Source organism: Xanthobacter agilis, from assembly GCF_021730435.1.
GTDB classification, from domain to species: domain Bacteria; phylum Pseudomonadota; class Alphaproteobacteria; order Rhizobiales; family Xanthobacteraceae; genus Xanthobacter; species Xanthobacter agilis.
The window spans coordinates 24,395-50,695 of sequence record NZ_JABWGX010000027.1 but is presented as its reverse complement, the minus strand read 5'-3'; the positions used below and the strand labels follow the sequence as shown (position 1 = coordinate 50,695).

Annotated in this window: 22 protein-coding genes and 1 pseudogene; 9 read left to right on the top strand and 14 right to left on the bottom strand. The window is 65.2% G+C overall.

What is annotated here, in order from left to right; genetic code table 11:
• Window positions 1-206: 206 nt before the first annotated feature.
• Complete coding sequence (locus tag HUW53_RS17645) at window positions 207-4,562, top strand: chemotaxis protein CheB (protein WP_370877811.1); 4,356 nt, start codon at window positions 207-209, stop codon at window positions 4,560-4,562.
• Window positions 4,563-4,872: 310 nt separating this feature from the next.
• Here the strand turns inward: HUW53_RS17645 and HUW53_RS17640 are convergent, their stop codons facing one another.
• Both HUW53_RS17640 and HUW53_RS17635 read right to left on the bottom strand, forming a co-directional pair.
• Window positions 4,873-5,262, bottom strand: coding sequence for a PRC-barrel domain-containing protein (locus HUW53_RS17640; RefSeq protein WP_237347072.1), 390 nt, complete (start codon window positions 5,260-5,262; stop codon window positions 4,873-4,875).
• An 84-nt stretch (window positions 5,263-5,346) separates the two neighbouring features.
• Window positions 5,347-5,517: a CsbD family protein gene (locus tag HUW53_RS17635; RefSeq protein WP_237347071.1), complete on the bottom strand. Its 171-nt coding sequence runs from the start codon at window positions 5,515-5,517 to the stop codon at window positions 5,347-5,349.
• 609 nt (window positions 5,518-6,126) lie between these two features.
• On the opposite strand from HUW53_RS17635, the gene HUW53_RS17630 reads away from it, so the two are divergent.
• The gene (locus HUW53_RS17630; protein WP_237347070.1) at window positions 6,127-6,303 is read left to right on the top strand and encodes a DUF3309 family protein; all 177 of its coding nucleotides are present in this window, start codon (window positions 6,127-6,129) and stop codon (window positions 6,301-6,303) included.
• Window positions 6,304-6,397: 94 nt separating this feature from the next.
• Here the strand turns inward: HUW53_RS17630 and HUW53_RS17625 are convergent, their stop codons facing one another.
• The 6 genes from HUW53_RS17625 to HUW53_RS17600 form a co-directional block, all read right to left on the bottom strand.
• The gene (locus HUW53_RS17625; RefSeq protein WP_237347069.1) at window positions 6,398-6,772 is read right to left on the bottom strand and encodes a response regulator; all 375 of its coding nucleotides are present in this window, start codon (window positions 6,770-6,772) and stop codon (window positions 6,398-6,400) included.
• Window positions 6,769-6,960, bottom strand: a complete 192-nt coding sequence (locus tag HUW53_RS17620) for a hypothetical protein (protein ID WP_237347068.1) — start codon at window positions 6,958-6,960, stop codon at window positions 6,769-6,771. The genes HUW53_RS17625 and HUW53_RS17620 overlap by 4 nt, the downstream gene beginning before the upstream one ends.
• The gene (dps, locus tag HUW53_RS17615; RefSeq protein WP_237347067.1) at window positions 6,957-7,439 is read right to left on the bottom strand and encodes a DNA starvation/stationary phase protection protein Dps; all 483 of its coding nucleotides are present in this window, start codon (window positions 7,437-7,439) and stop codon (window positions 6,957-6,959) included. Before dps ends, HUW53_RS17620 begins: the two co-directional genes overlap by 4 nt.
• Before the next feature lie 180 nt (window positions 7,440-7,619).
• Window positions 7,620-10,133, bottom strand: a complete 2,514-nt coding sequence (gene mgtA, locus HUW53_RS17610; RefSeq protein ID WP_307500395.1) for a magnesium-translocating P-type ATPase — start codon at window positions 10,131-10,133, stop codon at window positions 7,620-7,622.
• 70 nt (window positions 10,134-10,203) lie between these two features.
• Window positions 10,204-10,488 carry a hypothetical protein gene (locus tag HUW53_RS17605; RefSeq protein WP_237347066.1) on the bottom strand — a complete coding sequence of 95 codons (285 nt, stop codon included), beginning with the start codon at window positions 10,486-10,488 and terminating at the stop codon, window positions 10,204-10,206.
• Between the two features lie 106 nt (window positions 10,489-10,594).
• On the bottom strand, window positions 10,595-10,741 hold the full coding sequence (locus tag HUW53_RS17600; RefSeq protein WP_237347065.1) for a hypothetical protein: 147 nt from the start codon (window positions 10,739-10,741) through the stop codon (window positions 10,595-10,597).
• A 428-nt stretch (window positions 10,742-11,169) separates the two neighbouring features.
• Here HUW53_RS17600 and HUW53_RS17595 point away from each other — a divergent pair, with 428 nt between their 5' ends.
• Complete coding sequence (locus tag HUW53_RS17595) at window positions 11,170-12,489, top strand: SbmA/BacA-like family transporter (protein ID WP_237347064.1); 1,320 nt, start codon at window positions 11,170-11,172, stop codon at window positions 12,487-12,489.
• A 104-nt stretch (window positions 12,490-12,593) separates the two neighbouring features.
• On the opposite strand, the gene HUW53_RS17590 is transcribed toward HUW53_RS17595, so the two are convergent.
• From HUW53_RS17590 to HUW53_RS17580, 3 genes are all read right to left on the bottom strand, one after another.
• Window positions 12,594-15,620: an efflux RND transporter permease subunit gene (locus HUW53_RS17590; RefSeq protein ID WP_237347085.1), complete on the bottom strand. Its 3,027-nt coding sequence runs from the start codon at window positions 15,618-15,620 to the stop codon at window positions 12,594-12,596.
• 72 nt (window positions 15,621-15,692) lie between these two features.
• Window positions 15,693-16,814 carry an efflux RND transporter periplasmic adaptor subunit gene (locus tag HUW53_RS17585; RefSeq protein ID WP_237347063.1) on the bottom strand — a complete coding sequence of 374 codons (1,122 nt, stop codon included), beginning with the start codon at window positions 16,812-16,814 and terminating at the stop codon, window positions 15,693-15,695.
• A gap of 83 nt (window positions 16,815-16,897) precedes the next feature.
• Window positions 16,898-18,433, bottom strand: a complete 1,536-nt coding sequence (locus HUW53_RS17580; RefSeq protein ID WP_237347062.1) for an efflux transporter outer membrane subunit — start codon at window positions 18,431-18,433, stop codon at window positions 16,898-16,900.
• A gap of 120 nt (window positions 18,434-18,553) precedes the next feature.
• On the opposite strand from HUW53_RS17580, the gene HUW53_RS17575 reads away from it, so the two are divergent.
• Window positions 18,554-19,189: a TetR/AcrR family transcriptional regulator gene (locus HUW53_RS17575; protein ID WP_237347061.1), complete on the top strand. Its 636-nt coding sequence runs from the start codon at window positions 18,554-18,556 to the stop codon at window positions 19,187-19,189.
• Between the two features lie 50 nt (window positions 19,190-19,239).
• On the opposite strand, the pseudogene HUW53_RS22135 reads toward HUW53_RS17575, so the two are convergent.
• Window positions 19,240-19,464, bottom strand: a pseudogene (locus HUW53_RS22135) (hypothetical protein); the annotation flags it as partial.
• A 502-nt stretch (window positions 19,465-19,966) separates the two neighbouring features.
• On the opposite strand from HUW53_RS22135, the gene HUW53_RS17565 reads away from it, so the two are divergent.
• Window positions 19,967-21,601, top strand: coding sequence for an alpha-keto acid decarboxylase family protein (locus HUW53_RS17565; protein WP_237347060.1), 1,635 nt, complete (start codon window positions 19,967-19,969; stop codon window positions 21,599-21,601).
• Here HUW53_RS17565 and HUW53_RS17560 read toward each other — a convergent pair.
• Together HUW53_RS17560 and HUW53_RS17555 are read right to left on the bottom strand one after the other, a co-directional pair.
• Entirely contained in the window at window positions 21,598-21,768 is a 171-nt protein-coding gene (locus HUW53_RS17560) for a hypothetical protein (RefSeq protein ID WP_237347059.1), read from the bottom strand. The two genes, HUW53_RS17565 and HUW53_RS17560, sit on opposite strands and share 4 nt — an antisense overlap.
• 82 nt (window positions 21,769-21,850) lie before the next feature.
• Window positions 21,851-22,624, bottom strand: a complete 774-nt coding sequence (locus HUW53_RS17555) for a GntR family transcriptional regulator (protein ID WP_237347058.1) — start codon at window positions 22,622-22,624, stop codon at window positions 21,851-21,853.
• A 276-nt stretch (window positions 22,625-22,900) separates the two neighbouring features.
• On the opposite strand from HUW53_RS17555, the gene HUW53_RS17550 reads away from it, so the two are divergent.
• From HUW53_RS17550 to HUW53_RS17535, 4 genes are all read left to right on the top strand, one after another.
• On the top strand, window positions 22,901-23,185 hold the full coding sequence (locus HUW53_RS17550; RefSeq protein ID WP_237347057.1) for a phenol hydroxylase subunit: 285 nt from the start codon (window positions 22,901-22,903) through the stop codon (window positions 23,183-23,185).
• A 140-nt stretch (window positions 23,186-23,325) separates the two neighbouring features.
• Window positions 23,326-24,318: a ferritin family protein gene (locus HUW53_RS17545; protein WP_237347056.1), complete on the top strand. Its 993-nt coding sequence runs from the start codon at window positions 23,326-23,328 to the stop codon at window positions 24,316-24,318.
• A 13-nt stretch (window positions 24,319-24,331) separates the two neighbouring features.
• Window positions 24,332-24,625 (top strand): MmoB/DmpM family protein, encoded by a 294-nt coding sequence (locus HUW53_RS17540; protein WP_237347055.1) that lies wholly within the window; start codon window positions 24,332-24,334, stop codon window positions 24,623-24,625.
• A gap of 100 nt (window positions 24,626-24,725) precedes the next feature.
• Window positions 24,726-26,291 (top strand): aromatic/alkene/methane monooxygenase hydroxylase/oxygenase subunit alpha, encoded by a 1,566-nt coding sequence (locus tag HUW53_RS17535; protein WP_237347054.1) that lies wholly within the window; start codon window positions 24,726-24,728, stop codon window positions 26,289-26,291.
• Window positions 26,292-26,301: the final 10 nt, after the last annotated feature.

Here is a 26,301-nt window from a genome sequence, read left to right as displayed (position 1 = left end):
CATCGCGCGTCTGATCGTGCCGATGCGTGGTGTCGCGGCGCAAGTCGTGGTGCCGTGGCGCCCCTCGCGTCCCGGCCAAAGCGCCGCTACCGGCTTGATCGGCATCACGAATCCCGTGTAGATTTCTTCGATACAATTTATACGATAACGGAATAAGCTGAGAGGCGCTCGCATGCGTTTCCTGTGATCGGGGTGGAAGAGAGCGAATGCCACAGCTGCCCACGCCCGCGGTTCGCACGGTCGCGGCCCCATCGAGGAGGCATCCGCTGGCGGGCGAAGGTGTCCCGGTCGTCGGAGTGGGGGCCTCGGCCGGCGGCCTGGAGGCCTCAAAAAGGCTGCTTGCGGCCCTTCCCCGCGATCACGGGATGGCGCTCATTTTAGTGCTGCATCTCGATCCGACCCATGAGAGCATGATGGCGGCCCTGTTGGCGCCGCACACGTCGATGACGGTGCGCCAGGCCGCCGATGGCATGCCGATCGCACCCTATCATCTTTATATCATCCCGCCCGGGTTCTATCTGTCGGTCGAAGCCGGACACCTGCGCCTGTCGGCGCCGGATGCGCCGCACGGCGCGCGGCTCCCGTTCGATTTCCTCTTGAAGTCGCTGGTGGCCGAATACGGCGCCGGCGCCATCGGCGTGATCCTCTCGGGCACCGGCGCCGACGGCAGCCTCGGCCTGAAAGCACTGAAGGACAAGGGCGGCCTCACCATCGCCCAGGATCCGGAGGAGGCGGATTACGACGGCATGCCGCGCAACGCGATCGCCGCCGGCGCCGTGGAGCTTGTGCTGCCGGTGGCGAAGATCCCCGAAGCGCTGCTGACGCGCGGCGCGCCGCCGGCCGATCCGCCCATGACCAGCGCTCTGGCGCAGATCCTCGATCTTCTGCGGGCCAGCACGACGTTCGACTTCACCCTCTATAAGCCCGGCACGCTGCAGCGCCGGACCGAACGGCGCATGGCGCTGGCGTCGATTGGCATCGACGAGATGGATCGGTATCTTGAGCTGTTGCGGAACAACCCGGCCGAGCTTGAGCTTCTGGCCAAGGACCTGTTGATCAACGTCACCAGCTTCTTCCGTGATCCGAAGGTGTTCGAGTTCCTCGCCGAGAAGGTCATTCCCGATCTGGTGCGCACCCATCCCCTCGATCGCCCGCTGCGCGTCTGGGTGCCGGGCTGCAGCACCGGTGAGGAAGCCTATTCCCTGGCCATGCTGTTCTCCGAGGCGTTCGCGGCGGCGGGGCGCGGCATCCGCCTTCAGGTCTTTGCCTCGGATATCGATCCCGACGCGGTCGCCCTGGCGCGGGACGGTTTCTATCCTCGGGCGATCGCAGACGATCTCTCGCCCGAGCGGCTCGAACGCTTCTTCTCGAAGGACGTGCAAGGCTTCCGGATCGCGCCCGAGCTGCGCGCCATGGTGGTGTTCACCGTGCAGAACGTGCTGGCGGACCCGCCCTTTTCGCGCCTGGACGTCATTTCGTGCCGCAATCTCCTGATCTATATGGGCCCCGAGGCGCAGGCCAAGATCATTTCACTGTTCCATTTTGCGCTGCTCGAGGGTGGTCTGCTCCTGCTCGGCACCTCGGAAGAGGTTGGCAGCGCCGATACAAGGTTCGAGATCGTCTCCAAGCCCGCGCGGCTCTACCGGCGCACCGGGCAGCGCCGGCGGGGGGATCTGAACTTCTCGATCGGCACCTCGGACAGCGAGAGCCTTTCCGTGCGCCCGGCCCAGCTGCCTTCACCATCCCGCCAGACGGCGCTCGCCGAACTCTGCCGGCGCCTGATCCTGGAGAATTATGCGCCGGCGGCGGTGCTGATCAACCGCAAATATGAGTGCCTCTATTACCTGGGGTCCACCGATGCCTATCTGCGGCTGGCTCCGGGCCAGCCCGCCCACGATCTGCTCTCCATGGCGCGGGAGGGCGTGCGCACCAAGCTCCGGGCCGCGATCCAGCGGGCCAGCCAGGAGAAGACGCAGGTGGCGGTGGACGGCGGCCGCGTCCACCGCGACGGCAAGCCGGTCGCCTTCAGCATCGCCGTGCACCCGGTCGAGAGCGAGGGCGAGGACCTGCTGCTGGTCTGCTTTCTCGAAGCCCCGGCGACCGGCCGGAGGCGGCCCGCCCGGCCGCCGCCGGAACGGGATCTGCCCCGTGTGGCCGAGCTGGAGCGCGAGCTTGAGGCCATGCGCACCGAGCTTGAGAGCGCCATCCGCAATCTGGAGCTTTCCAGCGAGGAGCAAAAGGCGGTCAACGAAGAGGCGCTGTCGGTCAACGAGGAGTTCCAGTCCACCAACGAGGAGCTTCTGGCCTCCAAGGAGGAGTTGCAGTCCCTGAACGAGGAGCTCACGGCCCTGAACGGCCAGCTTCAGGAAACGCTGGAGCGGCAGCGCACGACCTCGAGCGATCTGCAGAACGTGCTTTACAGCACCGACGTGGCGACCTTGTTCCTCGATACCGAGCTGAAGATCCGCTTCTTCACCCCGGCCACCCGCTCCCTCTTCAGCGTCATCCCGAGCGATGTGGGGCGGCCGCTGTCGGACCTCAGCTCGCTGGCCGACGATGGGACGCTGATGGCCGACATCCGGGCGGTTCTGGAGGTTCGCGCGCCGCGCGAGCGGGAGATCGAGGCGCGCAACGGGGCGTGGTACATCCGCCGCATCCTGCCCTATCGGACCCGGGACGACGGCGTCGACGGCGTCGTCATCACCTTCGTCGACATCACCGAGCGCCGGCGGGCGGGCGATGCGCTGGAGGCGGCACGGCGCGAAGCGGAACTGGCCAACATCGCCAAGTCGCGCTTCCTCGCCGCCGCGAGCCACGATTTGCGCCAGCCGCTACAGTCGCTGGTCCTGCTCCAGGGGCTCCTGTCGAAGGTGGTGGAGGGGGAGAAGGCCGAGCGGCTGGTGAAGCGTCTCGACGAGACGGTGAGCGCCATGTCGGGGATGCTCAACGCGTTGCTCGACATCAACCAGATCGAGGCCGGTACCGTCCATGCGGACGTGGTCAGTTTCCCGATCAACGATCTGCTCGACCGGATGAGGGAGGAACTGACCTATCACGCGCGCGCCAGGAAGCTGACCTTGCGTGTGATCCCGTGTCGACTGTCCGTGGACAGCGATCCGCACCTCCTGGAGCAGATGCTGCGAAACCTCATCTCGAACGCGCTGAAATATACCCCGCGCGGTCGCGTGCTGGTCGGCTGCCGCAGGCATGGGTCGCGGCTGCGCATCGAGGTCTGGGACACCGGGATCGGCATTCCCGCCACCGAACTCCAGGCGATATTCGAGGAATACCACCAGCTTCACAATGCGGCCCGCGAACGCAACCTCGGCCTCGGGCTGGGCCTGTCCATCGTGCAGCGGCTCGGCCTCCTGCTCGATCACCCCGTGAACGTGCGCTCGCTGCCCGGTCGCGGCTCGGTTTTTTCCATCGACGTCGCGCGTGCGCACAGTGTTCCGGAGCCTCAGGCCGCTGAGCACGCATCCGAGGGGCGGATCCAGGAGCAGGTTGGACGGAAGGCGGCGATCCTGGTGATCGAGGACGATCCCGACCTGCGCGCCCTGCTCGATCTCCTTCTGACCGGTGAAGGACACGTCGTGACCGCCGCCGCGGACGGCGCCGGCGCCCTGGAGATGGTGGCGCGGGGCGCGATCCGGCCCGACCTCATCCTCGCCGACTACAACCTGCCCAACGGCATGACCGGCCTCGAAGCTGCGGAACGGCTGCGGACCCGGCTGCGGCGCCAGATTCCCGTTGCGATCGTGACTGGCGATATCTCGATGGACACTTTGCGCGACATCGCGGCCCATGACTGCCTGCAGCTCAATAAGCCGGTGAAGGGGGGCGATCTGGCGCGTGTCGTGGGGGACCTGCTCCGCGGCCCGCCGCCGCCGGTAGCCGAGCACACGCCCGCCGCGGCCGGGGACCCCGCGCCCCCGCGCCCGCCGGTCATCTTCATCGTGGACGATGACGACCAGGTGCGGCAAAGCGTGCGCGGCGTATTGGAGGAGGATGGCCGCACCGTCGAGGACTACGACAGCTGCGAAGCCTTTCTCGCCGCCTATCGCCCGGGCCGCGACGGTTGCCTGCTCATCGATGCCTACCTGCCCGGCATGAAGGGGCTCGAACTGCTGCAACGGATGCGCGATGCGGGCCATGGGTTGCCCGCGATCATGATCACGGGCAACAGCGACGTGCGGATGGCGGTTCAGGCGATGAAGGCCGGCGCCTTCGACTTCATCGAAAAGCCGGTCGGACGCGGGGAGCTGATCGCCAGCGTCGAGCGGGCGTTGGAGCAGGCACGCGACGCGGATGCGCCGCCCGTCTGGCACGCGGCCGCAGCGGAACAACTGGCGTCCCTGACCGACCGGCAGCGCCAGATCCTGGACCTGGTGCTGGCCGGGCATCCCAGCAAGAACATCGCCGCCGACCTCGGCATCAGCCAACGCACGGTGGAGAATCACCGCGCGGCGATCATGAGGAAGACCGGTGCGAAATCCCTGCCCGCCCTGGCCCGCCTGGCGCTCGCCGCCGCCTGGAAGGGAACCGGGGAGCCGTTCACCTGAGGTGGGCCAAACCTGGCGGTGCGGTGGTCGTCCGGTGGAGCGCGGGCCAGGCGGCGGCCGCGTTCCAGAGGATCGACTCAGGGGATTGAGTTTGGGGCAAAGGGCTTACCCCACCGCAGAACGCCATTGTGCCGGATACGGACCGGCCAGGACGCATCGGCAGTGGGGCGCGGGGCTTTGCTGGACGACGGCGGCCTCACGTCATGAGGCCAGCCTCGCCCCATGAGACTGGGGTCGCCCATGGGCCGCATCCGAAACGCTCCGGCTGGCCTGCGGCTTCAAGCGCCCAGGCCGCTCCGAAGCGGAGGGGTCAATGGACGTAGCTGAACTCCGGAAGGCTCTTCAGGGACTCCTTCGTCGCTCCCGGAAGCACCATCTTCTTATCGCGCACCTCAAGGGCGCTGAACGGCACCACGACATATTTGTTGCCGACGCCGAGGAAGCCGCCGACCGAGAGCACGGCAAAAGGCACCTTGTCGCTGGGCGTGACGATCAGATCGTCGATGGTTCCGACCTTTTCGTTGGCTTCATTGAGCACTGTGCTGCCAACCACCTTCGAGGTGCGATAGCCGGTGGCCAGCGATGCCGGATCCACCTTCATGAGGCTCAGGGTCTGTGGCGCGCCCTGCGAAAACGCGGGAGCGCTGAAGGCGGCAGTGAGGATGAAGGCGCCTGCGAGAATCTGTGTCGACCGTATCATTTCATGTCCTTATTATTGTAGCGACTTCGCAGAGGGGCATCAGGCTTATCCGCCTTGAATGAGCAGGTTCATTTCTTGAGCCGTCTACTCCTTGAGCGCGTCCTTGATGCCGCCCACGGCATTTTGAATCTTGCCCTCGACCTTGTCGCTCTTGCCCTCGGCCGTGAGCTTGGTGTCGCCGAGAACCTTGCCCACGGTCTCCTTGACCGCGCCCTTGGCCTGCTTGGCAGCGCCTTCGATACGATCCTTGTTCATGTCAGATGTCTCCGTTGCTGCAGTTTCGCGTGAAGCGAAGATGCTGGGCGCGAATGCGTCAGGCGCGCATGGGGGGTGGCTTCCGGTCGTTCGCGGTACGAGCCAAAGGTGCGGACAGGTGGTCCGCGTCGCCGGAACGTCCAAGACGTCACGATCGGATACTGGCGCCGTCGCATCGATACTTGCAACGGAACGCCAATGGCGCCAGTATCGGAAAATACTCACAGGCAGGGGGCAGGTGTTGTCGATCGGCGACGGCGTCTCCCCTCGGTGCCGGGCTGGCCTCGGGCGCGATATGCTCCGGGGGCTTGAACGCCTGATGTTCGGGAGCTGGAACGGGGTATCGCCGCGGGACTTCCGCTGCGGGCTGGCGCCCGCATATGCCAAATCACTCGCGGCAAATCATTGGCGCCCGACCATTCGCCTTAAATCATTCGCTCTAAGTAGTTTCCGAGCCTGCCGCCTCGCTCTCAACCGGATAAAGTGAGCTTGAGATGACGGCGTGTGTCCATGGCGTGATTTCCCACGCGTCCGACGCCTGCGAACACTCCGACGGGGCAGGGCCGAAGATCGGCCCAAATTGTAAACTCAATCCATGGAGGTCCGAACGTGTCGACCTTACTCATCATCGTCATTCTGATTTTACTGTTTGGCGGCGGCGGCTATTACGGCTTCAACCGCTACGGCGGTCGCGGGCTGGGCGGCGTGCTCGGCCTTCTGTTGCTCATCATCCTCGTGTTGTGGCTGGTGGGCGGCCTCCAGGGACTGAATTTCGGACGCCCCTGATCCTGGCTGCGTCGGTGCGGCTGCCCGCGCCGATCGGTGGGCGCCGCAGGTAAAGGGGCGTCGCGGGCGGGCATCGCCTCCCGCGCGGCGGTCGTCATGGAGACCGGGGCGCGACCATATCGTCGATGACGTGCTGGATGATGCGGGCGAGAACATCCTCCCGAAACGGCTTCTGGACCACGACCGCCGCCGGCAGGGCGGCCTTGACGCGCGCGACATCACCGCTGATGAAGACATGCGGCACATGTCCGTTCCGGCATATGGTCTTGACCGCGCAGACGCCGCTGCCGTCCTGCAGCCACGCATCGACGATCATCAGATCCGGTCGGTCGCGATCGGCGGCCGCCACCGCACCGGCTTCGGTGGCCTCGATGGAGCAGACGTCATGCCCCATCCCCTCCAGGACTTCGGCGAGGTGCATGCCAATGACGGCATCGTCTTCCACAATGAGGATCCGCAGCGCGGTCATCGGCCCACGTCGCCCCCCGCTCCCCCTTCATTCACCCAGACGTCGATGCGCACCGCGCGGGTCGAGGCGGCGCGGTTGATCGGTGCGACCGTCGAATGCCGGTCGAGCCGGAACACGGTCAGCTCCGCGTGCTGGAGGCGGCGCCCATGGCGGTGGAATAGGTTCGCGGAAGTCGAAATCGTTTTCATTGCTCTGGATCGATATGGGATTCGACCAGCCAGATCTGTTGGTCGAGCCCGCGCGAGATGTGGGTGAACAGGTCGGCGGTGTTCGCGTCGCCGAAGCCCGCCGCCAGGTCGCTGGCCTCCCGTGCTGACTGGCCGAACGCGGCCAGCGTCGCGGCAACGGCAAAGACGTGTTCCTTCGGGTCGGCGATGTCGAGGGCATAGGTGGTGAGGAACGAGCGCTCCATCGCGGTCTGGACGGTACCGCGCGCGACGCCGCCGAGAGCGCCGGCCCGTTCGGCAATCTGGTCGGTATAGGCGTCCACTTCTCCCGCCACCTTGTCGAACAGCTCGTGGACGGCGATGAAGCCCGGCCCCCGTACGTTCCAATGGGCGTGCTTGACCTGGGCGTGCAGATCGATGGCCGCGGCGAGGTGACGGTTCAACAGTTCGACCGACTGGACCCGGATGTTCTCCGACAGCGTATTATGGGTGAACACCATGTCTGGATCTCCCGGTGGGCGCGGCCGGACAGTCTACCGGCGGCAGAACGCCGCCGCCGGTAGGGCGCGATCGCGGCATGCCGCGGCGGGGGAACCGCACCGTCCGCACGTTAGCGCGCGGGAAAGCCGAAAGAGCAGGGTCGGAAACTACTCAATCTTGCACGCCCCGCTCTACGCGGCTCAACGCCGATGCGTCCCGCGCGTCCGGCGCCGTCGGCGCAGGGCCAGGGGCTTCAGCACCTCCGCACAGACGAGATAGACGACCACGACGACGGCAATGCCGGCGAGCATGCCCGGCGGTGGGGCCACAAAGCCGAACCAGTCACCCAGGGGCGTGAAGGGCAGCGCCAGCGCCACCAACAGCGCCGCCAGCGAGGAGACGGCCAGCGCCGGACCGGGCAGGTCCCGCCAGGGGCGGCCATTGGTGCGGATGATGAAGATGACGAGGATCTGCGTCGCCATGGATTCCAGGAACCATGCGGTCCGGAACTGGTCCGGGGTGGCGTGGAACACGAACAGCAGCGCGCCGAAGGTCAGGAAATCGAACAGGGAGGAGAGCGGTCCCATTACGCCGGCGAACCGCATGAGGGCCGGCATGTCCCAAACCTGCGGCCTTTGGGTCGCCTCGGCGCGGACATCGTCCAGGGGGATGCCGACTTCCGAGAGATCGTAGAGCAGGTTGTTGAGGAGGATTTGCGTCGGCAGCATGGGCAGGAACGGCAAGGCGATGGAGGCGACCGCCATGGACAGCATGTTGCCGAAGTTCGAGCTCGCCCCCATGCGCACATATTTGAGGATGTTGACGAAGGTCCGCCGGCCCTCCTGGACGCCATCGGCCACCACTTCCAGGTCGGAGGCGAGCAGGATCATGTCGGCGGCGGCTTGGGCGACGCCGGTCGCTCCCGCCACCGACAGCCCGATGTCACCGGCCTTCAGCGCCGGCGCGTCGTTGATGCCGTCGCCGAGATAGCCGACAACCGCGCCCCCGGCCTGCAAGGCCTTCACGATGCGGGATTTCTGGTCCGGCGCGAGCCGCCCGTAGGCGTCCACGCTGCGCACCCGGACCGCCAGCGCGTCGTCGCTGAGCGCGGCGATGTCGGTGCCCGACAGCACGGTCTCGGCGTTCAACCCGACGAGGCCGGCCAGGCGCTTCACCACGACCGGATCGTCGCCGGACAGGATCTTCAGCCGAATCCCGGCGGCGCCGAGCCGGGCGATGGCCGCCGCCGCCGTGGCCTTGGGTGGATCGGCGAACGCGCACAGCCCCTCGAAGATGAGGTTTCGCTCGTCTGCCGCCTCCACCTCGTGGGTGGCGCCCGACCACGGGCGGGAGGCGATGGCGATGGTGCGCAGCCCATCCCGCGCCAGGGCATGGACACGGTCGAGCGCCGCCGCCCGCTGGGTCTCGTCCAGGGGTGCGATGGCGCCGCCCCGCCGCTGCGCCGTGCACAGCGCCACCACCGCCTCGGGCGCGCCCTTGACGATCAGCAGCGGGCCCTCCGGCCCGATGGCCAGCACCGATCCGAGCCGGCGCGAGAAATCGAAGGCGTGCCGGCCGCACAGGGTCCAGCCTTTCGCGGCATCCGCGGAACCCGCCACCAGCGCGGCATCGAGCGCGCCGCGATCACCGCCGAGGTCGGCCGCGACGGCGCCGAGCCGGGCTGCCCGCGGATCGTCGGTACCCGCGGCGTCGAGGCTGCGGGCGAGCGAAATCTCGGCCGAGGTCAGGGTGCCGGTCTTGTCGGTGCACAATACCGTCATGGCGCCGAGATCGTGGATCGAGGCCAGGCGCTTGACGATGACCTTGCGCCGCGCCATCCGCATGGCGCCGCGGGCGAGGGTGACGGTGGTGATCATGGGCAGGAGCTCGGGGGTGAGGCCCACCGCCAGCGCCACGGCGAACATCAGCGAATCCAACGCCGGCCGCCCGAGCAGCACCCGCGTGGCGAGCACCACCAGCACCAGAGCAAGGGTCAGGCGGGCGATCATCAGGCCGAACTGGTGCAGGTCGCGCTCGAATGGCGAGGGCTCCTGCGCCTGCGCCAGCGCCGAGGCGGCGGCGCCGAACACGGTGTTCCGCCCGGTGCCGACGGCGAGCGCGAGCGCCTCCCCGGTCTGCGCCACCGCGCCGCGGAACAGGGCATTCGACGCCTCGCCGGGGCTTGCCCCCGCGGCGGGCCCCGCGCGCTTTTCCACCGGATAGGGCTCCCCGGTCAGGGCGGCTTCGCCGGCGGTGAAGGCGCGGCTCTCCAGGATCAGTGCATCGGCGGGGATGATGTCGCCGGCTCGCACCCGCAGGATGTCGCCGGGCACCACATGGTCCACCTCGATCTCGCGGAAGGCGCCGTCGCGCCTGACCTCGGCCTTGAGTGCCACCGACCGCCGCAGGATCTCCGCGGTCTTGGCGGCGTGGCCCTCCTGCAGCGTGTCGAGCCCGATGGAGACCATCAGGATCACCACGATGATCGACCCGCCGACCCCATCGCCGGTCGCCACCGAGACGATGCCGGCCGCGAGCAGGATCAAGGAGAGGGGTTCCAGCAGCCGCCGCAAGATCGCCCGCGTAGGGCTGACGGATCGCGCCTCGACATCGCTGTTGGGCCCGTATTCCGCAAGCCGCCGCTGGGCGTCGTCCGAGGTCAGGCCGGCGGTCCCGCAATGGAGGCGGGTGCAGACCACTTCAGGCGTCTGCACCCAGAAGGTGCGCAGGTCGTCAGACCGCTTGTCCTGGGGCGGTGCGTCGATCACGTTCACGGTGCGCCCCTCAGTCCGCGACGATGCTGCATGCTCGATATACGGCGGAAAATGCGCGCGCTCTTAAGTGCGCGCGCGGTACCGGGCGCGACCGGATCGCGGCGGTGCCTATCTCCAGCACGCGCCTGCGGGGAGAGGCGGCGTTGCGCACGCCGGTGAAAGCCTCCGGCCGCGTCGTCCGCCGGTCGCCACTCTGCCGCTCGCCCCTTTGCCGCTCGCCCCTTTGCCGGCGGGTCAGAAACCGGCCCGTGAAGTCGTCGCGCAGGAAGATGACAAAGCGGACTTTCACCGGCATGGCGCGCTCTTCCTTGGCAGGGCCCCAGACGCGATCGGCTCGCCGCGCAATTCCGTCGCCCCGCACCCGACGGAGTGGCCACCCACCCGGCGCATGCAGGGTGTCACTACTTCTCCTCGATGGAAATCCCGTTCTTTCCGAGATTGATCTCGATACCGGAAGGCTTTTGCTGCTCCTTGTAAAGCTGGTAGCCTACGACCGCGATGACGACCACGAGCGCCCCAATAACGAGGTAGAGAAGATTCCGATTCATCGCGTGTGCCCCCCGTGCGGTGCGGCCGGAAGCGGATGCCCCAGGACAAGGCCGAATTCGGTTCGATTCCATATCCGGGACCGCGGTTTCAAGCGCCGCGGTGGCCGCAGGTGTTCGTTCCTTTCCAATGCGGACGAACCCGACACCGATAGTGGCAGATTACCCCACGGCTGAACAGGGCGCCGGCCTCCGGACAGCGTGAACGGGGCGCAGCGGCACCGCGAAGCGGAGCGACGCGACGCCGCGTGCAATTGCGAAACCGTGCGCCGCTTCTTAGATGAGTAAAGTCTCGACAACAGGAGAAGACGCGATGCCGTTGCGCGTCTCCTGTTGCTGCGGCGCCCATTGCCGCCGGCGTCTCGCGGTAACGGAGGCCCAATGACCCTGCTCGCGCAGAACACGAGATCACAGGCCGCAAAAGACCGCCCGTGGAGGGCCGCCCGGCGCCGCCGGGTGCGGATGCGCGCTGCGCGGGTCAGGCTTCGACTTGGCGCCTTCTTGCGCGCGCCGCCCCCCTCTCGGATGAGCCGCCGGTGTGTGGTCTGGCGGCCGCGGGCATGGGAGCCGGCATTTTTCGGATCGATTTGATGTTGCTTGATCCCTATCTCGCTCCCGATCAAAGGCGCTTGCTCGGGCGGTTCTGGGAAAGCGCAACGGGATTCTGGCGGGGCCGCTCGGCTTGGCGCGCCTGGCTGCTGGTTGCCGTGATGGTGGCCACCATATTTCTCCAGCTTCTGACCCAGTATGAACTGAACTTCTGGAACCGCTATTTCTTCAATGCCCTTGAGCGAAGGGACGGCATGGCGCTCTGGGTGCAAGCCGTGCATTTCATCCCGCTTGCGGCCGCGAGCATCGCTCTCGCCATCGCCTCGGTCTGGGTCCGCATGACCACGCAGCGCGAATGGCGCGCGTGGCTGGGCAGGCATCTTTATGATTTCTGGCTTGGAAACGGTCGCTCGGTCCAGCTCCAATACATGCTGGGCGAGCATCAGACTCCTGAATATCGGATCGCCGAGGACGGGAAGGTCGCGACAGATCTGCCCGTTGACCTTGTGGTCGGCCTGATTTCATCCGTTCTCACCGCCGGGACCTTCATCGGCGTTCTCTGGAGCGTGGGCGGCAGCCTCGATGTCACCACCGACGGGTTCACGCTTTCCATTCCGGGATACCTCGTGATTTCGGTGGTGGCCTATTCCATCCTGAGCACCGCCGCGATGATGCTCATCGGCCGCCATCTGATGCGGGTGATGGCGGAGAGCAAACGCGCCGAAGCGGAGCTGCGCTCGATCGGCGCCAATTTGCGGGCCCACGGTGAAGGCACTGCAGTGCCTGACGGGCGGCAGGACGGACACCGCACCATCGGCGCGGCCCTGACAAAGGTGATTTCGCAATGGCGTCTGCTCTGCTGGCAGCTCATGCGGATGACCCTGGTTTCGCAGACCAACCTGCTGCTGACGCCGATTGTCGGTCTGCTGCTGTGCACGCCGAAGTACCTATCCGGCTTGATGAGCCTTGGTGAAGTGGTTCAGGCGGCGGCGGCGTTCGTCATCGTGCAGAGCGCCTTCAATTGGATTCCCGACAGCTATGCCCACCTTGCCGAATGGACATCTTCGGCAAACCGGGTCGCGTCGCTCCTGCTGGCGCTGGATCAGATCGACGCCGACCCAAAAACGGCAATCCGCGATCTGGCCGCCGAAGGTCAGTGCGATGAGATCGCGGCTCAAGCCGGCACCGTGGCGCCGGACTAGCTGTGGTCATCCGATGACCGGAGAGCCTCCGAAGATCTATATGGGCAAGCGCTTGCTGCATATCTCGCTTCCGCCGACGAGACCATGCCGGCTCCAGCCGAGGCCTATTCGGCCGGAGCTGGAGCCGGAGCTGCCGCGCCTTCGCCTTCTTCGCGGCGGTGGGTCTGGCCCATCAGCACATAGGCAGTGGGCACCACATAGAGTGTGAACAGGGTGCCGATGGCGAGGCCCGTGGCGATGACGAGGCCGAGATTGTAGCGCGAGGCGGCGCCCGCGCCGGAGGCGAAGATCAGCGGTACGACGCCGAGCACCATGGCTGCCGTTGTCATCAGGATCGGCCGCAGGCGGAGCGTGGCCGCCTCGATGATGGCCTCACGCTTGGATTTGCCGTCGAGCTGCAACTCGTTCGCCACCTCCAGCATCAAGATGCCGTGCTTGCTGATGAGCCCCATCAGGGTGGTCAGTCCCACCTGAGTATAGATGTTGATGCTGGCTCCGCCGATGCCGATGCTTATGAACAGAAGCGCTCCGGCGAGCGACATGGGCACCGACAGCAGGATCACCACGGGATCGCGGAAGCTGTTGAACAGCGCGGCCAGCGACAGGAAGATCACGATCAGCGCGAAGGCAAAGGTGGTGACGAAGCCGCCGCTTTCCTGCACGTATTGCCGTGAGGCGCCGCCGAAATCGAGCGTGTAGCCCGTGGGCAGGGTGCGTTTCGCAAGATCCTTCAGCGCGGTGATGGCATCGCCCGTGGTCACCCCGGGCGCGACCACGCCGGCGATGGTGGCGGCATTCACCTGCTGGAAGTGGTTGAGGGATTCCGGCACGGTCTTGGTCTCGATGCGCGCCACCGTCGACAGCGGGATCATGGTCCCGTCGCTCATGCGCATGTAATAGTCAAGCACTTGGTCCGTATTGAGCCGCGCCTCCTGCTTCACCTGCGGGATGACCTTGTAGGACCGTCCGTCGAGGCTGAAATAGTTCACATAGCCGCCGCCCAGCAGCGAGGAAAGCGCGCCGCCCACGTCGCTCATGGAGAGGCCGAGGAGGGAGGTCTTCTCCCGGTCGATGACGATGGAGGCCTGCGGCTGGTCGATCTTGAGATCGTTGTTGAGGAAGATGAACAGGCCGGTGTCCAGCGCCTCCTGCATGAATTTCGCGGCCACCTCGTTGAGCTTGTCGAACCCATCCGAGGTTCCGATGACGACCTGCATCGGCAAGCCGTTGGAGCCCGGCAGAGGTGAGGTCTGGAATGCCACGATCTTCTGGCCGGCGACTTCACTCAGCTCCTGCTGGATCAGGGGCTGGAGGGTCTTGGTGGTGGCCTTGCGTTCGTCCCATGGCTTCAACACCCAGCCAGCGATGCTGCTGCCGGTGCTCTCCACCTGGAAGACCGTCTCGGTCTCGGGATGCTTGTCGAAGATTTCGAAGGTCTGCCGGTTGTAGAGTTGCTTCTGCTGCAGCGTCGCGTTGGGGGCGGAGATGCTCTGGGCCAGGATGATGCCCTGGTCCTCCTCCGGCGCCAGCTCGCTCTGGGCCGTGCCGTACAACCAGTAGATGCTGCACAGCACGAGGCCGGCGAACACGGCGGTGACGGGCATGTAGTTGAGCGCGCCCGAGAGCGAGCGGGAATAGGCGGCGGTGACGGCACCCATCACCCGGTCCACCGCCAACACCATGCGGGATTCCAGATCGCCGCCCGCATGGTCCACCGGCTTCAGCATGTAGGCGGACATCATCGGCGTCAACGTCAGCGCCACGATGGCGGAGATCGTCACCGCGCCCACCAGCGTGAACGCGAACTCGGTGAAGAGGGCGCCGGTGAGGCCCCCCTGGAAGCCGATGGGCACATAGACCGCGATCAGCACCACGGTCATGGCGATGATCGGGCTGGCCAGCTGCCGCGCCGAGGCGAAGGCGGCCTGAAGGGCGCTCATCCCCTCTTCCATGTGATGGTTGACGCTTTCCACCACGATGATGGCGTCGTCCACCACGAGGCCGATGGCGAGCACGAGGGCCAGCAGCGTGAGCAGATTGATGCTGAAGCCGAAGGCCAGCATCATCAGGAAGGTGCCGATCAGCGACAGCGGGATGGCGATGACCGGGATGAGCACCGACCGCCAGGAGCCGAGGAAGGCGAACACCACCAGAGTGACAATGGCGAGCGCCTCCACCAGTGTGTGGATCACCTCCTCGATGGAGGAATTCACGAAGGCGGAGGAATCGTAGATTACGCCCATGGATAGCCCGGTGGGCAGCTGGCTCTCGATGTCCGGCAGCACCGCCCGAACGCCCTTGATGACGTCCAGCAGATTGGCGGAGGGCGCAATCTGGATGCCGATATAGACCGACTCCCGCCCGTTGAACATAGTGGCGGAATCATAGTCGTCGGAGCCGAGGGTGACGTTGGCCACGTCCTTCAGGCGCACGATGGCGCCGTTCGCCTCCCTGACGATGAGGTTCCTGAACTCCTCCACGTTGTGCAGGCTCGTGGAGGCGGTGAGGTTCACCTGTACCATCTGGCCCTTGGTGTTGCCGAGGCTGGCGATGTAGTCGTTGTTGCTGAGCGCGGTGGAGACTTCCGAGGCCGTCACGCCATAGGCCGCGAGGCGGATCGGATCGAGCCAGGCGCGCATGGCGAAGGTCTTGCTGCCGAGCAGTTCCGCCGTCTGCACGCCCTGTACCGCCTGCAGCTTCGGCTGCACCACGCGGATCAGGTAATCGGTGATCTGGTTGGCGGCGATGGCCTCGCTGCGGAAGCCGATATACATGGCATCAATGGTCTGGCCCACCTTCACGGTCAGCACCGGCTGCTGCGTGCCGGAGGGCAATTGGTTCAGTACCGAATTGACCTTGGTGTTGATCTCGGTCAGCGCCTTGCCGGTATCGTAGTTGAGCCGCAAATTGGCGGTGATGGTGCTGGTGCCGGTGGTGCTGGTGGAGGTCATGTAGTCGATGCCGTTCGCCTGGGCGATGGCATTTTCCAGCGGCGTCGTGATGAAGCCCGCCACCACGTCCGGATCGGCGCCGGGATAGGTGGTCGAGACGGTCACGATGGCATTCTGCGTGCGCGGATACTGCAGGATGGGCATGGAGCCCATGGCGCGCAGGCCGAGCACGAGGATCATCAGGCTGACCACGATCGCCAGCACCGGCCGGCGGATGAAGATGTCGGTGAAGGATGACACGGGCGCCTCCGCTTAGCGATCGACGATGGTGGGAGCGGGATCGTCGGCCGGCGTCACCGCATTGTTGACGCTGACCTGCGACCCGTTATGCAGCTTCATCTGGCCGGCCACGACGATCTGGTCGCCCGGCTCGATGCCGGAGGTGACGGCGACCTGGTCGCCGCGGGTCGCGCCGGTCTTCACGAACACCTGCCGGGCGGCGAGGCCCGTGGCCGACCCTTCCTTCTTCTCCACCACGAAGACGATGTCGCCGTAGGGATTGGCGGTCACGGCCGTCTGCGGCACGGTCACGAGTTCGTCCGGCGCGCCGACCGCAACCTCGACGGTCGCGAACATGCCGGGGGTGAGGCGGTGATCGTCATTCCTGAATTCGGCGCGCAGCTGCACGTTGCGCGAGGCGGCGTCCACCTTGGGACTGATGGCCGTCACCGTGCCCTCGAACGCATGCCCGGGATAGGTGTCCACCGTGGCCTTCACCGTCTGCCCCGCCTTCACCTCGGCGAGGGCCTGCTGCGGCAGATAGAAGTCGATGAAGATGGGGTTGAGGGACTGGAGCGTCACCACCGTCGTGCCCGCGCTTACATACTGGCCGAGATCGACGGAGCGGATGCCGAGACGGCCGGAGAAGGGGGCCTTCAGCGTCTTCTTGTCCACCACTGCCTGCTGCTCGGTCACCTGGGCCAATGCCTTCTTGAGGTTGGCGGAGTCGCTATCGATGGTGGCCTGGCTCACCGCGTGGATCTTCAATTGCTCCTGGTCGCGGTTGAGGATGATGGCACTGACATCCGCCGTCGCCTTCAGCGCGGCGAGATTGGCCACTTCCTGGTCGTCGCGAAGCTGAAGCAGGACCTGCCCCTCACGCACCTCGTCGCCGGACTTGAAGTTGATCTTCGCGACCGTGCCCGAGCTTTCCAGCGCGAGATCGGCGCCCGCCTCGGCCCGCACGCTGCCCACCGCCTTGACGGTGGACTGCCAGGACGTGAGCGCGGCCGCCGTGGTGGCGACGGTCTGCGGCGGGTCGCGCAGCGAGGCCAGAGCCTGCCTGATCATGCTCGCCTTGAAGAGCTGGAAGCCGTAGAGCGCCCCGAAGACCAGGGCGACGGCGGCCAGCATCAGGATCATCCGTTTTTTCATCTGCCGTATCTCCTTGCCGTTGCGGCGCAGGGGGCGTCTTGAGGGGGCATTTCAGGGGACTTGGCGGGGGCGGTGCGGCCCGGTCAGTGGTCCTGGAAATAGCCGGCGTTGGTGCGGGGCTCGGCCTGCGCCGTCTGGTCCACCCGGTTCCACCAGCCGCCGCCCAGGGCCTGGAACAGCGCCGCGGTATCGGTGAAGCGTGCGGCCTGCGCCTTCACGCGGGCGACCACCGCCTGCTGGAAGTTCTGCTCGGCGGTAAGCACCGAGGGATAGGTCACCGCGCCGGCGAGATACTGGGTGCGGGAGATCTTCACGCTCTCCTGCGCCGCCTTCTCATAGGCGAGCTGGGCCTTCAGCGTGCTGGCGTCGGCCTCGATGGCGCGCAGCGAATCCGCCACGTCGCGGAAGGCGGTGATGACCGTGCTCTTGTATTGCGCCAGCGCCTGCTCGTTGCTGGCGACGGCGGATTCCTTGTCGTGGTAGAGCGTGCCGCCGTCGAACACCGTCTGGGCCACACTGCCCGCGACGCTCCAGGCGGCGGCGCCCGGCGAGAACAGGCTGTCGGGGGTGAGGCCGGCGCGGCCGTAACTGCCGGTGAGCTGAACCTGCGGCAGCATGTTGGCCACATTCACGCCCACCGTGGCGGTCGCCTTGTGCAGGTTTGCCTCCGCCGCTCCGATATCGGGCCGCTGCCGCACCAGGGAGGACGGAACGCTCACCGGCAGGTCGCGCGGCAGGGTGAGGCTGGCGAGGGTCACATGCTCGCCGCGGTCCTCGTTCGGCAGCCGGCCGAGATAGGCCATGAGCTGGTTGCGCTGCTGGGCGAGCTGCTTCTGCAGCGGCGGCAGCGTCGCCTGGGTCTGGGCCAGATTGGATTGCTGCGAGAGCACGTCGGACTGGGTCACCGCGCCAAGCTCGAACTGGCGCTGGACCAGCTTGAGCTGTTCCTGCTCCGACTTGATGATGTCGTTGGTCGCCTCGATCTGCGCGCGCAACGAGGCGTCGGTGATGGCCGCCGTCACCACGTTGGCGGTGAGACTGAGATAGGTCGCCTCCAGCTGGAAGCGCTGGTAATCCGCCTGCGCCTCCAGCGCCTCGACCTGCCGGCGGGTGCCGCCCCACACGTCGAGCGCATAGCTGACACTGACCGAGGCGTTATAGAGATTGTAGGGGCTGGTGTTGCCGCTCTCGCCCTGGCTCGCCAGCGATGCGACCTCGCGCGTGGCGCTGCCGCTCGCCGACACCTGCGGAAACAGGGCGCCTTCCCCCGCCAGCGCGGTTTCACGCGCCGCCCGAAGCGCGGCCTGGGCGGCGGCGATGTCCGGATGGTTGCGGATCGCTTCCGCTACGAAGGCGTCGATCTGCCGGTTGCGAAACACACGCCACCATTCGCCGGGCAGATCACGGCCACGGAGGAAGACCTGGCTGCTGCCGCCATGGACGTCCGCGGACGTGGTCGGACGAGGCGTGCCCTCAGGCAGGTAGCCGCTCACGCGCGGCGCATCGGGTGCCTCGAAGTCCGGCCCCACCATGCAGCCGTTCATGAAGAGCAGCGAAGCGGCGATCGTGCTTCCCCGCAGGCAGGTGGCAACCCGGGATAAGGGGGAGAGATCTCGCATGATCGATGGCACCCGGCTACATCCAATATGAACCAAACCGTTCAGTTCGACAATCGAGTAACCCCAGATAATCGAAGAGTCAATATGGACGGAACCGTTCAGTTCGATTAAATTGCAGGCATGTCAGAGAGCAACGCGTCGACCCCTGTGCCGCAAGGCTCCAGCAGCCTGCGGCCAAAAGCTCGGGAAGCCCTCAAGGCCGCCCGTGCAGTGTTTCTGGAGACGGGCTACGACGGCGCCACCATGGATGCGATCGCGCGCGTCGGCGCGATTTCCAAGGCGACGCTCTACGCGCACTTTTCCAGCAAGGCCGTCCTCTTCGAGGAGTTGATCCGCATCGAATGCCGGGCGGTCAATGCGAGGCTCTACGAGCCGGACCCGCAGAACGCCTCCGTCGAGGCCGAGTTGCGAAAGGTAGCGACCAACTACCGGCGCATTTTCACGCAGCGGGAAGGGCTCGACATCTTCCGCATCCTGGTTCCGGTCGCCCCCCGGTTTCCCGGTCTGGCAAAGGTGTTCTACGAGGAGGGGCCCGGCGCCTCGATCCGCCAGATCGCGACATATCTGGCCGCGCTCAGCCGCGCCGGGCGAGTGCGCATCCCCGATCCCGACTTGGCCGCGCACCAGTTTCTCGCCCTCGTGGCGGAAGATACCAAGCTGGCAGGCGCACTCGCCTTTCCGCCCCCACGCGCCTACGAGGCCGATCAACTGATCGGTTGCGGCATTGCGATGTTCCTTGACTTCTACAAGGCATGACTGAAACGTTTTAAGCTGTCTGAAATATACGGAAAATACCATATGCGGTTTCAGATTCCGCCGCTTTTACAACAGCGGGCATAAAGGCCACACAGGGGCTGTCCGGGAACAGCATGTCGGATCGCATCGCTTTCACGGCATGAGACCGAAGGAGGGAGCTTGCGCAAGGCGATCGCCTTGCGGTTGAGGTCCTCCCAATCCTTGGCGCGTCTTCGGCATCGGCCGAGCCAGGCGAAGGTTCGTTCCACGATTCAGCGTTTGGGGCGGGCGACGAAGCGGTGGCCTTGGCATCATCGCCCTTGCCGGGGCGCGCCGCGTCACGCCTGGACCGGAAGACAATCCCCGCCCGCTGGCCATGGGAAAGCCGTCCACGCCGCGGAGTTTATTTCTTTGAGGGCCTGTATGATCCGCGCCGCGAGAAGGTGCCCTCAGCCCCCCTCAGAGCGCGGTCGTCGGTCCGGACAAGGAGGGCGTCGCCGCGCGCGCCGCCGGCCAAGCCGGTGGTCGCCACCTCCCGCAAGGGCATCCGCAGCGCCACCTCGATCTCCGTTCACCGGTTCAGCCTCTCGGCTTCCGTGGACAAGCGCGACGTGTTCGGTCGCCCGGTGGCAATCGGTCATCGAGCGGTTGACCATTTCGCCCTATACCGAAATCCTGGCGAAGGCGGCGGCCGTCCGAGCGCGGCCAATCGAGCCCGATGCGTGTGCGAGGAGCGGCTTCCCATCCGCGCCGATGGCGCGGGTCTTGCTGGGGCGGCTTACCATTGCGGAGGTCGAGATGACGTTTACGGTAATCCAGTATGTGCTCGAACGCTTGAAGGCGATCGGCATTCGGGACGTGTTCGGCGTTCCGGGGGACTATTCCTTTCCCGTCAACGACGCCATCTGCAACGATCCCGCCTTGCGCTGGATCGGCTGCGCCAACGAGCTGAACGCCGCCTATGCCGCCGACGGCTATGCCCGCATCAAAGGCAAGGCGGCCCTGTGCACCACCTATGGCGTGGGGGAGCTTTCCGCCATCAACGGCATCGCCGGCGCCTATGCCGAGCACCTGCCCATCTTCCATCTGGTGGGCATGCCGAAAATGTCGGTGCAGCACAGCCGGGCGGCAATGCACCACACCCTGGGCGATGGCGAATACGGCCTATTCGCCCGCATGAGCGAGCCGGTCGTGTGCGCCTCCGCCATCCTCACCCCGCAGAACGTCGCCTATGAGACCGAGCGGCTGATCGCTCAGGCGTTCTATCACCGCCGGCCGGTCTACATGGCTTTTCCGGCCGATTTCGCCGATGCTCCGGTGCTGAGCACCGCCGCGCCGTTTTCACCGCCGGGGAGCGACCCTGCCAAGCTGGAGGCGGCGGTTGCCGCCATCCTTGCCGCCCTGGAGGCGGCCGGCACCGCCTGCGTGTTGCCCGGCGTGGTCATCCACCGCTGCGGCCTCGTGGAGGAGATGCAGACCATCATCGACCGGTCAGGCCTGCCGTTTGCCACCATGTTCATGGACAAATCGGTGCTCGATGAGCAGCAGCCGGGCTTCGTCGGCATGTATGACGGTGCCATCATGACCGAGGATGTGCGCGCCTTCGTCGAGGGGCGCGACCTGGTGCTGGTGATCGGCTCGCTCGCCACTGATTTCAACACCGGCGCCTTCACCTCGCGGCTCGATCCGGCCCGGACCATCGACATCGCCCACCACCACGTCCATGTGGGTGGCAAAACCTATGACAATGTGGAATTGCCCGATGTGCTCTCGGCCCTCGCCGCCCGGGTGACGCCGCGCGAATGGCCGCGGATTGCCGCCACCACCCTCGACGGGAAGAGCGGCAGCGGGGCCGATCCGATCACGGTGGAGGCCCTTTACCCGCGCTGGGCGGAGTTTCTGCGGCCCGGCGACCTGGTGGTGGCGGAGACCGGCACCGTCTCCATGGGGCTGGGTTTCGCGCTGATGCCGAAGGGCGCGCGCTTCTATAACCAGACCCTGTGGGGCTCCATCGGCTGGGCCACGCCCGCCGCCGTCGGGGCCGCCGTGGCCGCGCCCGAAGGCCGGGTGGTGCTGCTCACCGGCGAGGGCTCGCACCAGCTCACGGCGCAGGAAATCGGACAGTTCGGCCGCATGGGCCTCAAGCCGGTGGTCTTCGTTCTCAACAACAACGGCTATCTGATCGAGCGGCTGCTCTGCAAGGATCCCGAGATCGCCTATAACGACCTCGCCCCCTGGCACTATACGGAGCTGCCCCACGCCTTTGGCTGCGAGGGCTGGTTCACCGCCCGCGTCACCACCTGCGCGGAGCTCGACGCGGCGCTGGAGGAGGCCGGCAAGGCCGAGCGCGGCGCCTATGTGGAAGTGGTCACGGACACCTACGCCGCCTCGCCCCTCGCCGTGAAGCTGCATGACGCGCTGAGGGCAATCTAGAGCGTTTTCCGTTGGCCCTGGCTCACGTCATCCGCCCTCAGTTTTTGCATTGGCGCATTTCCTTCACGCGAACCGAAATCCACTTCGCTTGAAAATGCGCTCACAATCGTCGCGGCGACGGCCTTCAGCGCCTGAGGGAGGCCGTCGCTGCGCGCGTGACGTTTCATCCCGGCACCGTCCGCCTTGGTCCATGGCACCGCCCCCGGCCCATCCGGTCGTGTGGCGCGGCACATGAGCGTGATGCCGTGCTCAATCTTCCAGCCCCAAGCTGACCTTCGGCTTTGCGCGCTCTTTCCTTGGCCGCTCCTTCACCCCCGTCGGTTCCAGCGCGATGCGCAGCGCGGTCAGGGTGCGCTCGATATGTTCCGCCGCATATTTGCTGGCGAGATCCGGATCGCGCGCGATGGCGGCATCGAAGATCGCCTTGTGCTCGGCGTGCAGGTCCCGCGGGATGCTGCGCTTGGCGAGGGCCAGACGCCGATAGCGTTCCGACTGCTGGAACAAGATTCCCGCAATATAATGCAGCCATCGGGAGGGACAGGCCGCAATCAGCGCATTGTGAAAATCCCGGTTGCGCCCCTCATAGTCGCTGGCGGCTTCCTTCTGGTCCTGAGCTAGGCGTTCCTCTACTTTGGAAAGGCGGTAGAAGCTCGCCACGAGCTGGCTTTCCCAATCCTCGTCGCCATGGGCGATGGCCTGACGCAGCGCTTCGGTCTCCACCAGCACGCGCACCCGCGTGAGGTCCTCGAAATCCGCGATGGATGCCGGCGCGACCCGAAAGCCGCGTTGCCCCTCGGTGGTCACCAGCGCTTCGCCGAGCAGGCGCGTCAGCGCCTCGCGCATGGTGGAGCCGCTGATGTTGTAGCGGGTGCGCAACTCCTCGGTGCGCAACTTGGTGCCGGGCTCGAAAGTGCCGTCGAGAATTTCGCGGCGCAAAGTTTCATAGGCCCCCTCGACCAGCGTCTTGCCCGCCCTGCGCGGCCCCTCCTTCTCCGCGTCGTCGCGTTTACCCGCCGTATCCATTGAGTCCTCGTTGCCGCCCGCCGCTCCCGGGATGGGATGAATCCTAGCGGAAAAACCGGGCGCTGTGGATATGGAAACAGGTCGGCGGGGGCCGTCCGCTCGCCAACCTCACAAAATCCATGCCGCTTAAAATATCGATATTTCTTTTGACTGTCGATTTATGATCCCCTAGAAAGGACGCAAGGGGAGAACGGCAGTAGCTGAATAACTCCTCGTCAAGACGCGACGCACAGTCACGGGGAGGACGCCGGCATGGACCAAGATCGGTTTGCCGCGATGCCGAAGGATACGCCATCCACCGCCGCGATGCAGACCTTTGTCCGCGTCATCGGCTCACGGCTCGACACCTATGTCGAATTTGAGTTTTCGCTGAACGACAAGGATCTGACCGTCGAGCTGATCCTGCCGTTCCGTGCGTTCGAGGATTTCTGCGACCGGCAGAAGGCCGTCATCCTGCCGGCAGAGCCGGAAGTGGCGGATCTGCTGGAGCGCCAGGCGTGGCGTCTGCACCAACCTGGCCTGCTCCGCCGCATCCGCACTCAGGACGGTGGCGACGCCTAGGGTGTGCGCCTGCGGCTTTGACGCATCCCAGCGCCCCCAAACGGCTACGTCCCCGCACCTCTACAAGCAACCAAGTTCCATTCGCTGCAAAAGCGAAGGTCAATCGCCAAAAAAACACATATGCCTCGGGGAGGGGTATCATGACCATACAGATCAAGACGGTCGACATGGAGCCGAAGCGCCAGACCTTTGGTCATGTCGCGCGTCGCATCGGCGAGGGTAAGTCGGCGACCCGGTACCAGGAGGGCACCTTCGACGTTCAGCCGACGACGAATTTTCACTATAAGCCGCTTTATGAACCCGAATACTGGACGTACGATCCGCGCAAGACCCGCGTGGTCATGGAAGACTGGTACAAGCCGCTTGATCCGCGCCAATATTATTACGCCACATACAATATCTCTCGCGCCACGATGAATCAGGCGGTGGAGCGTAACTTCACCTTCGCCGAGGAGCGCGCCCTCGCGGACAAGATGTCTCCCGCCGCGCGCAAGCAGATCGAAACCTATCTTCTCCCCCTGCGCCACCTGCACTGGGGCGCCAACATGAACATGACCGAGATCACCCAGCGCGGTTATGGCACTGCGATCACCGCGCCGGCGATCTTTTCCGCGGGCGATCACCTGGGGATGGCGCAGATCATCAGCCGCATCGGGCTGCTGCTTGACGGGCAGACCGGTGTCAGCCTCGACCTCGCCAAGGAAGTGTGGATCAACGACCCCGCCTGGCAAGGTATCCGCAAGTTGACCGAAGACAGCTTTGTGGAGCGTGACTGGTTCCACCTTTTCGTGATCCAGACGCTGGCGATCAACGGTGTCATCTTTGACCTCATTTATAAGATGGGCGACGCCGGTTGGGCCGATGCGCAGATGACCATCGCCTTGCTCACCGAATTCATGAGTGACTGGCGCAGCGACGAGAGCCGCTGGAGTGACGCGGTCATCAAGACCGTGGCCGCGGAGAGCGAGGCCAACCGCGCGCTGATCTCGCAATGGGCGTCCACCTGCATCGGCGCGGCTGTTGAGGCCACCCGGCCACTCTCCGCCGCCTTCCTCGGCGACGGCGGTGCCGGCGCAGAGATGGCAGGCGAAGCCACCGCCAAGCGCGCCCGCGGCCTTGGCCTCACGCTTTGAGAGGGGCTCTTCCATGTCTCAGCTTGCTTCACTCACATTCTATCACAACGACGACGCCCGCCCAGTCATCGAGGCTATTCTTGCCGACAATCCGGGCGTGCAGGTTCTCAACATGCCCGGCGTGGTGAAGCTCGACCGCGAAGGCGATATCGTTATCAAGCGCACCACCGTGGAAGAGCGGCTCGGGCGGCCGTGGGATCCGCAGGAAATCCACCTCATCTTGATTTCCATGGCCGGCAATCTCGATGAAGATGACGATGCCTTTTCCGTCAGCTGGAAGCATCCGCCGCCGTTCAATCGCGGTTGAGCTTGGGTTCGCGGGCGCGGGAAGCCTGAGGCGCTGACCTCTCAGCTCCGTGAGGCGTTCGCCAATTCGGAAGTATAGAATAAAAATAAAGATCATAATTGTGCTGAGGCGCGCGCAATGCGCGCATGTAAAAAAGTCTCGGGAGGACGATATGAGCGCGAAAAAACTTGGCCTCAAGCAGCGCTACGCCCACATGACACGGGGGCTGGACTGGGAGACAAGCTATCAGCCCATGGACAAGGTGTTCCCCTACGATTCATTCGAGGGGATCAAGATCAAGGACTGGTCGGCCTGGGAGGATCCATTCCGGCTGACTATGGATACGTATTGGAAATTTCAGGCGGAAAAAGAGCGCAAGCTTTATGCGGTCATTGATGCCTTCGCCCAGAACAATGGGCAGACAGGCATCAGCGATGGACGCTATGCCAATGTGCTGAAACTCTTTCTCACCGGCATCTCGCCAGCGGAATATCAGGCCCATCGCGGCTTCGCGTTCGCCGGACGTCATTTGCGCGGCGTCGGTCCACGCGTGGCGGCGCAGATGCAGTCTTTGGACGAGCTTCGGCACCTGCAGACGCAGATCCATACCATCAGCCATTATAACAAGCATTTTGACGGCATCTCCGAGTTTTCCCACATGCATGATCGCGTGTGGTATTTGTCGGTTCCCAAGAGCTTCTTTGATGATGCGCGCTCGGCTGGCCCCTTCGAATACATGATCGCGATCGGCTTCGCGTTCGAATATGTGTTGACGAACCTTCTGTTCGTGCCGTTCATGTCGGGTGCAGCCTACAATGGCGACATGTCCACGGTGACCTTCGGCTTCTCGGCCCAATCCGACGAAAGCCGGCACATGACACTGGGCATCGAGGTCATCAAGTTCCTGCTGGAGCAGCATCCCGATAATCTGCCCATCGTTCAGAAGTGGGTCGACAAGTGGTTCTGGCGCGGGCATCGCGTGTTGGGCCTTGTGGCCATGATGATGGACTATATGCTGCCGAAACCGGTGATGTCCTGGAAGGAGGCCTGGGAGATCTATTACACCCAGGCTGGAGGCGCGCTGTTTCAGGATCTTGCCCGCTATGGCTTGCGTCCGCCGAAATACGCGGACATCGCCACCGCAGAGGCGGAGCACATTTCGCATCAGAATTGGGCGATCTTCTACCAGTACACCCATGCGGCGGCGTTTCACACCTGGATCCCGGACGCCAAGCATATGGACTGGCTTTCCGAGAAATATCCGAACACGTTTGATAAATATTATCGCCCGCGTTGGGAGATGTGGGGCCGGATGGCAAAGGAGGGCAAGCGCTTCTACAATATGGCGCTGCCGCAGCTCTGCCAGACCTGTCAGATCCCCATGGGCTATACGGAGCCGGGCGATCCGACCACCATCGCCTTCCGGAGCAGTCGGTTCCGCGGTGAGACCTATCATTTCTGTTCCGATGGCTGCAAGGACATCTTCGACGCCGAACCGGAGAAGTTCGCCCAGTCCTGGCTTCCGGTACACCAGATCTTTCAGGGCAATTGCGGCGGCGCGACCATTCCCGATGTGCTGAATTATTATCGCCTGGCCAATGGCGCCGACAACCTCGACTATGTCGGCTCTCCCGATGAGAAGCTGTGGAACGAGTGGCAGGCGGACAAGCTTAAAACCGCCGTGTGACATCGACAAC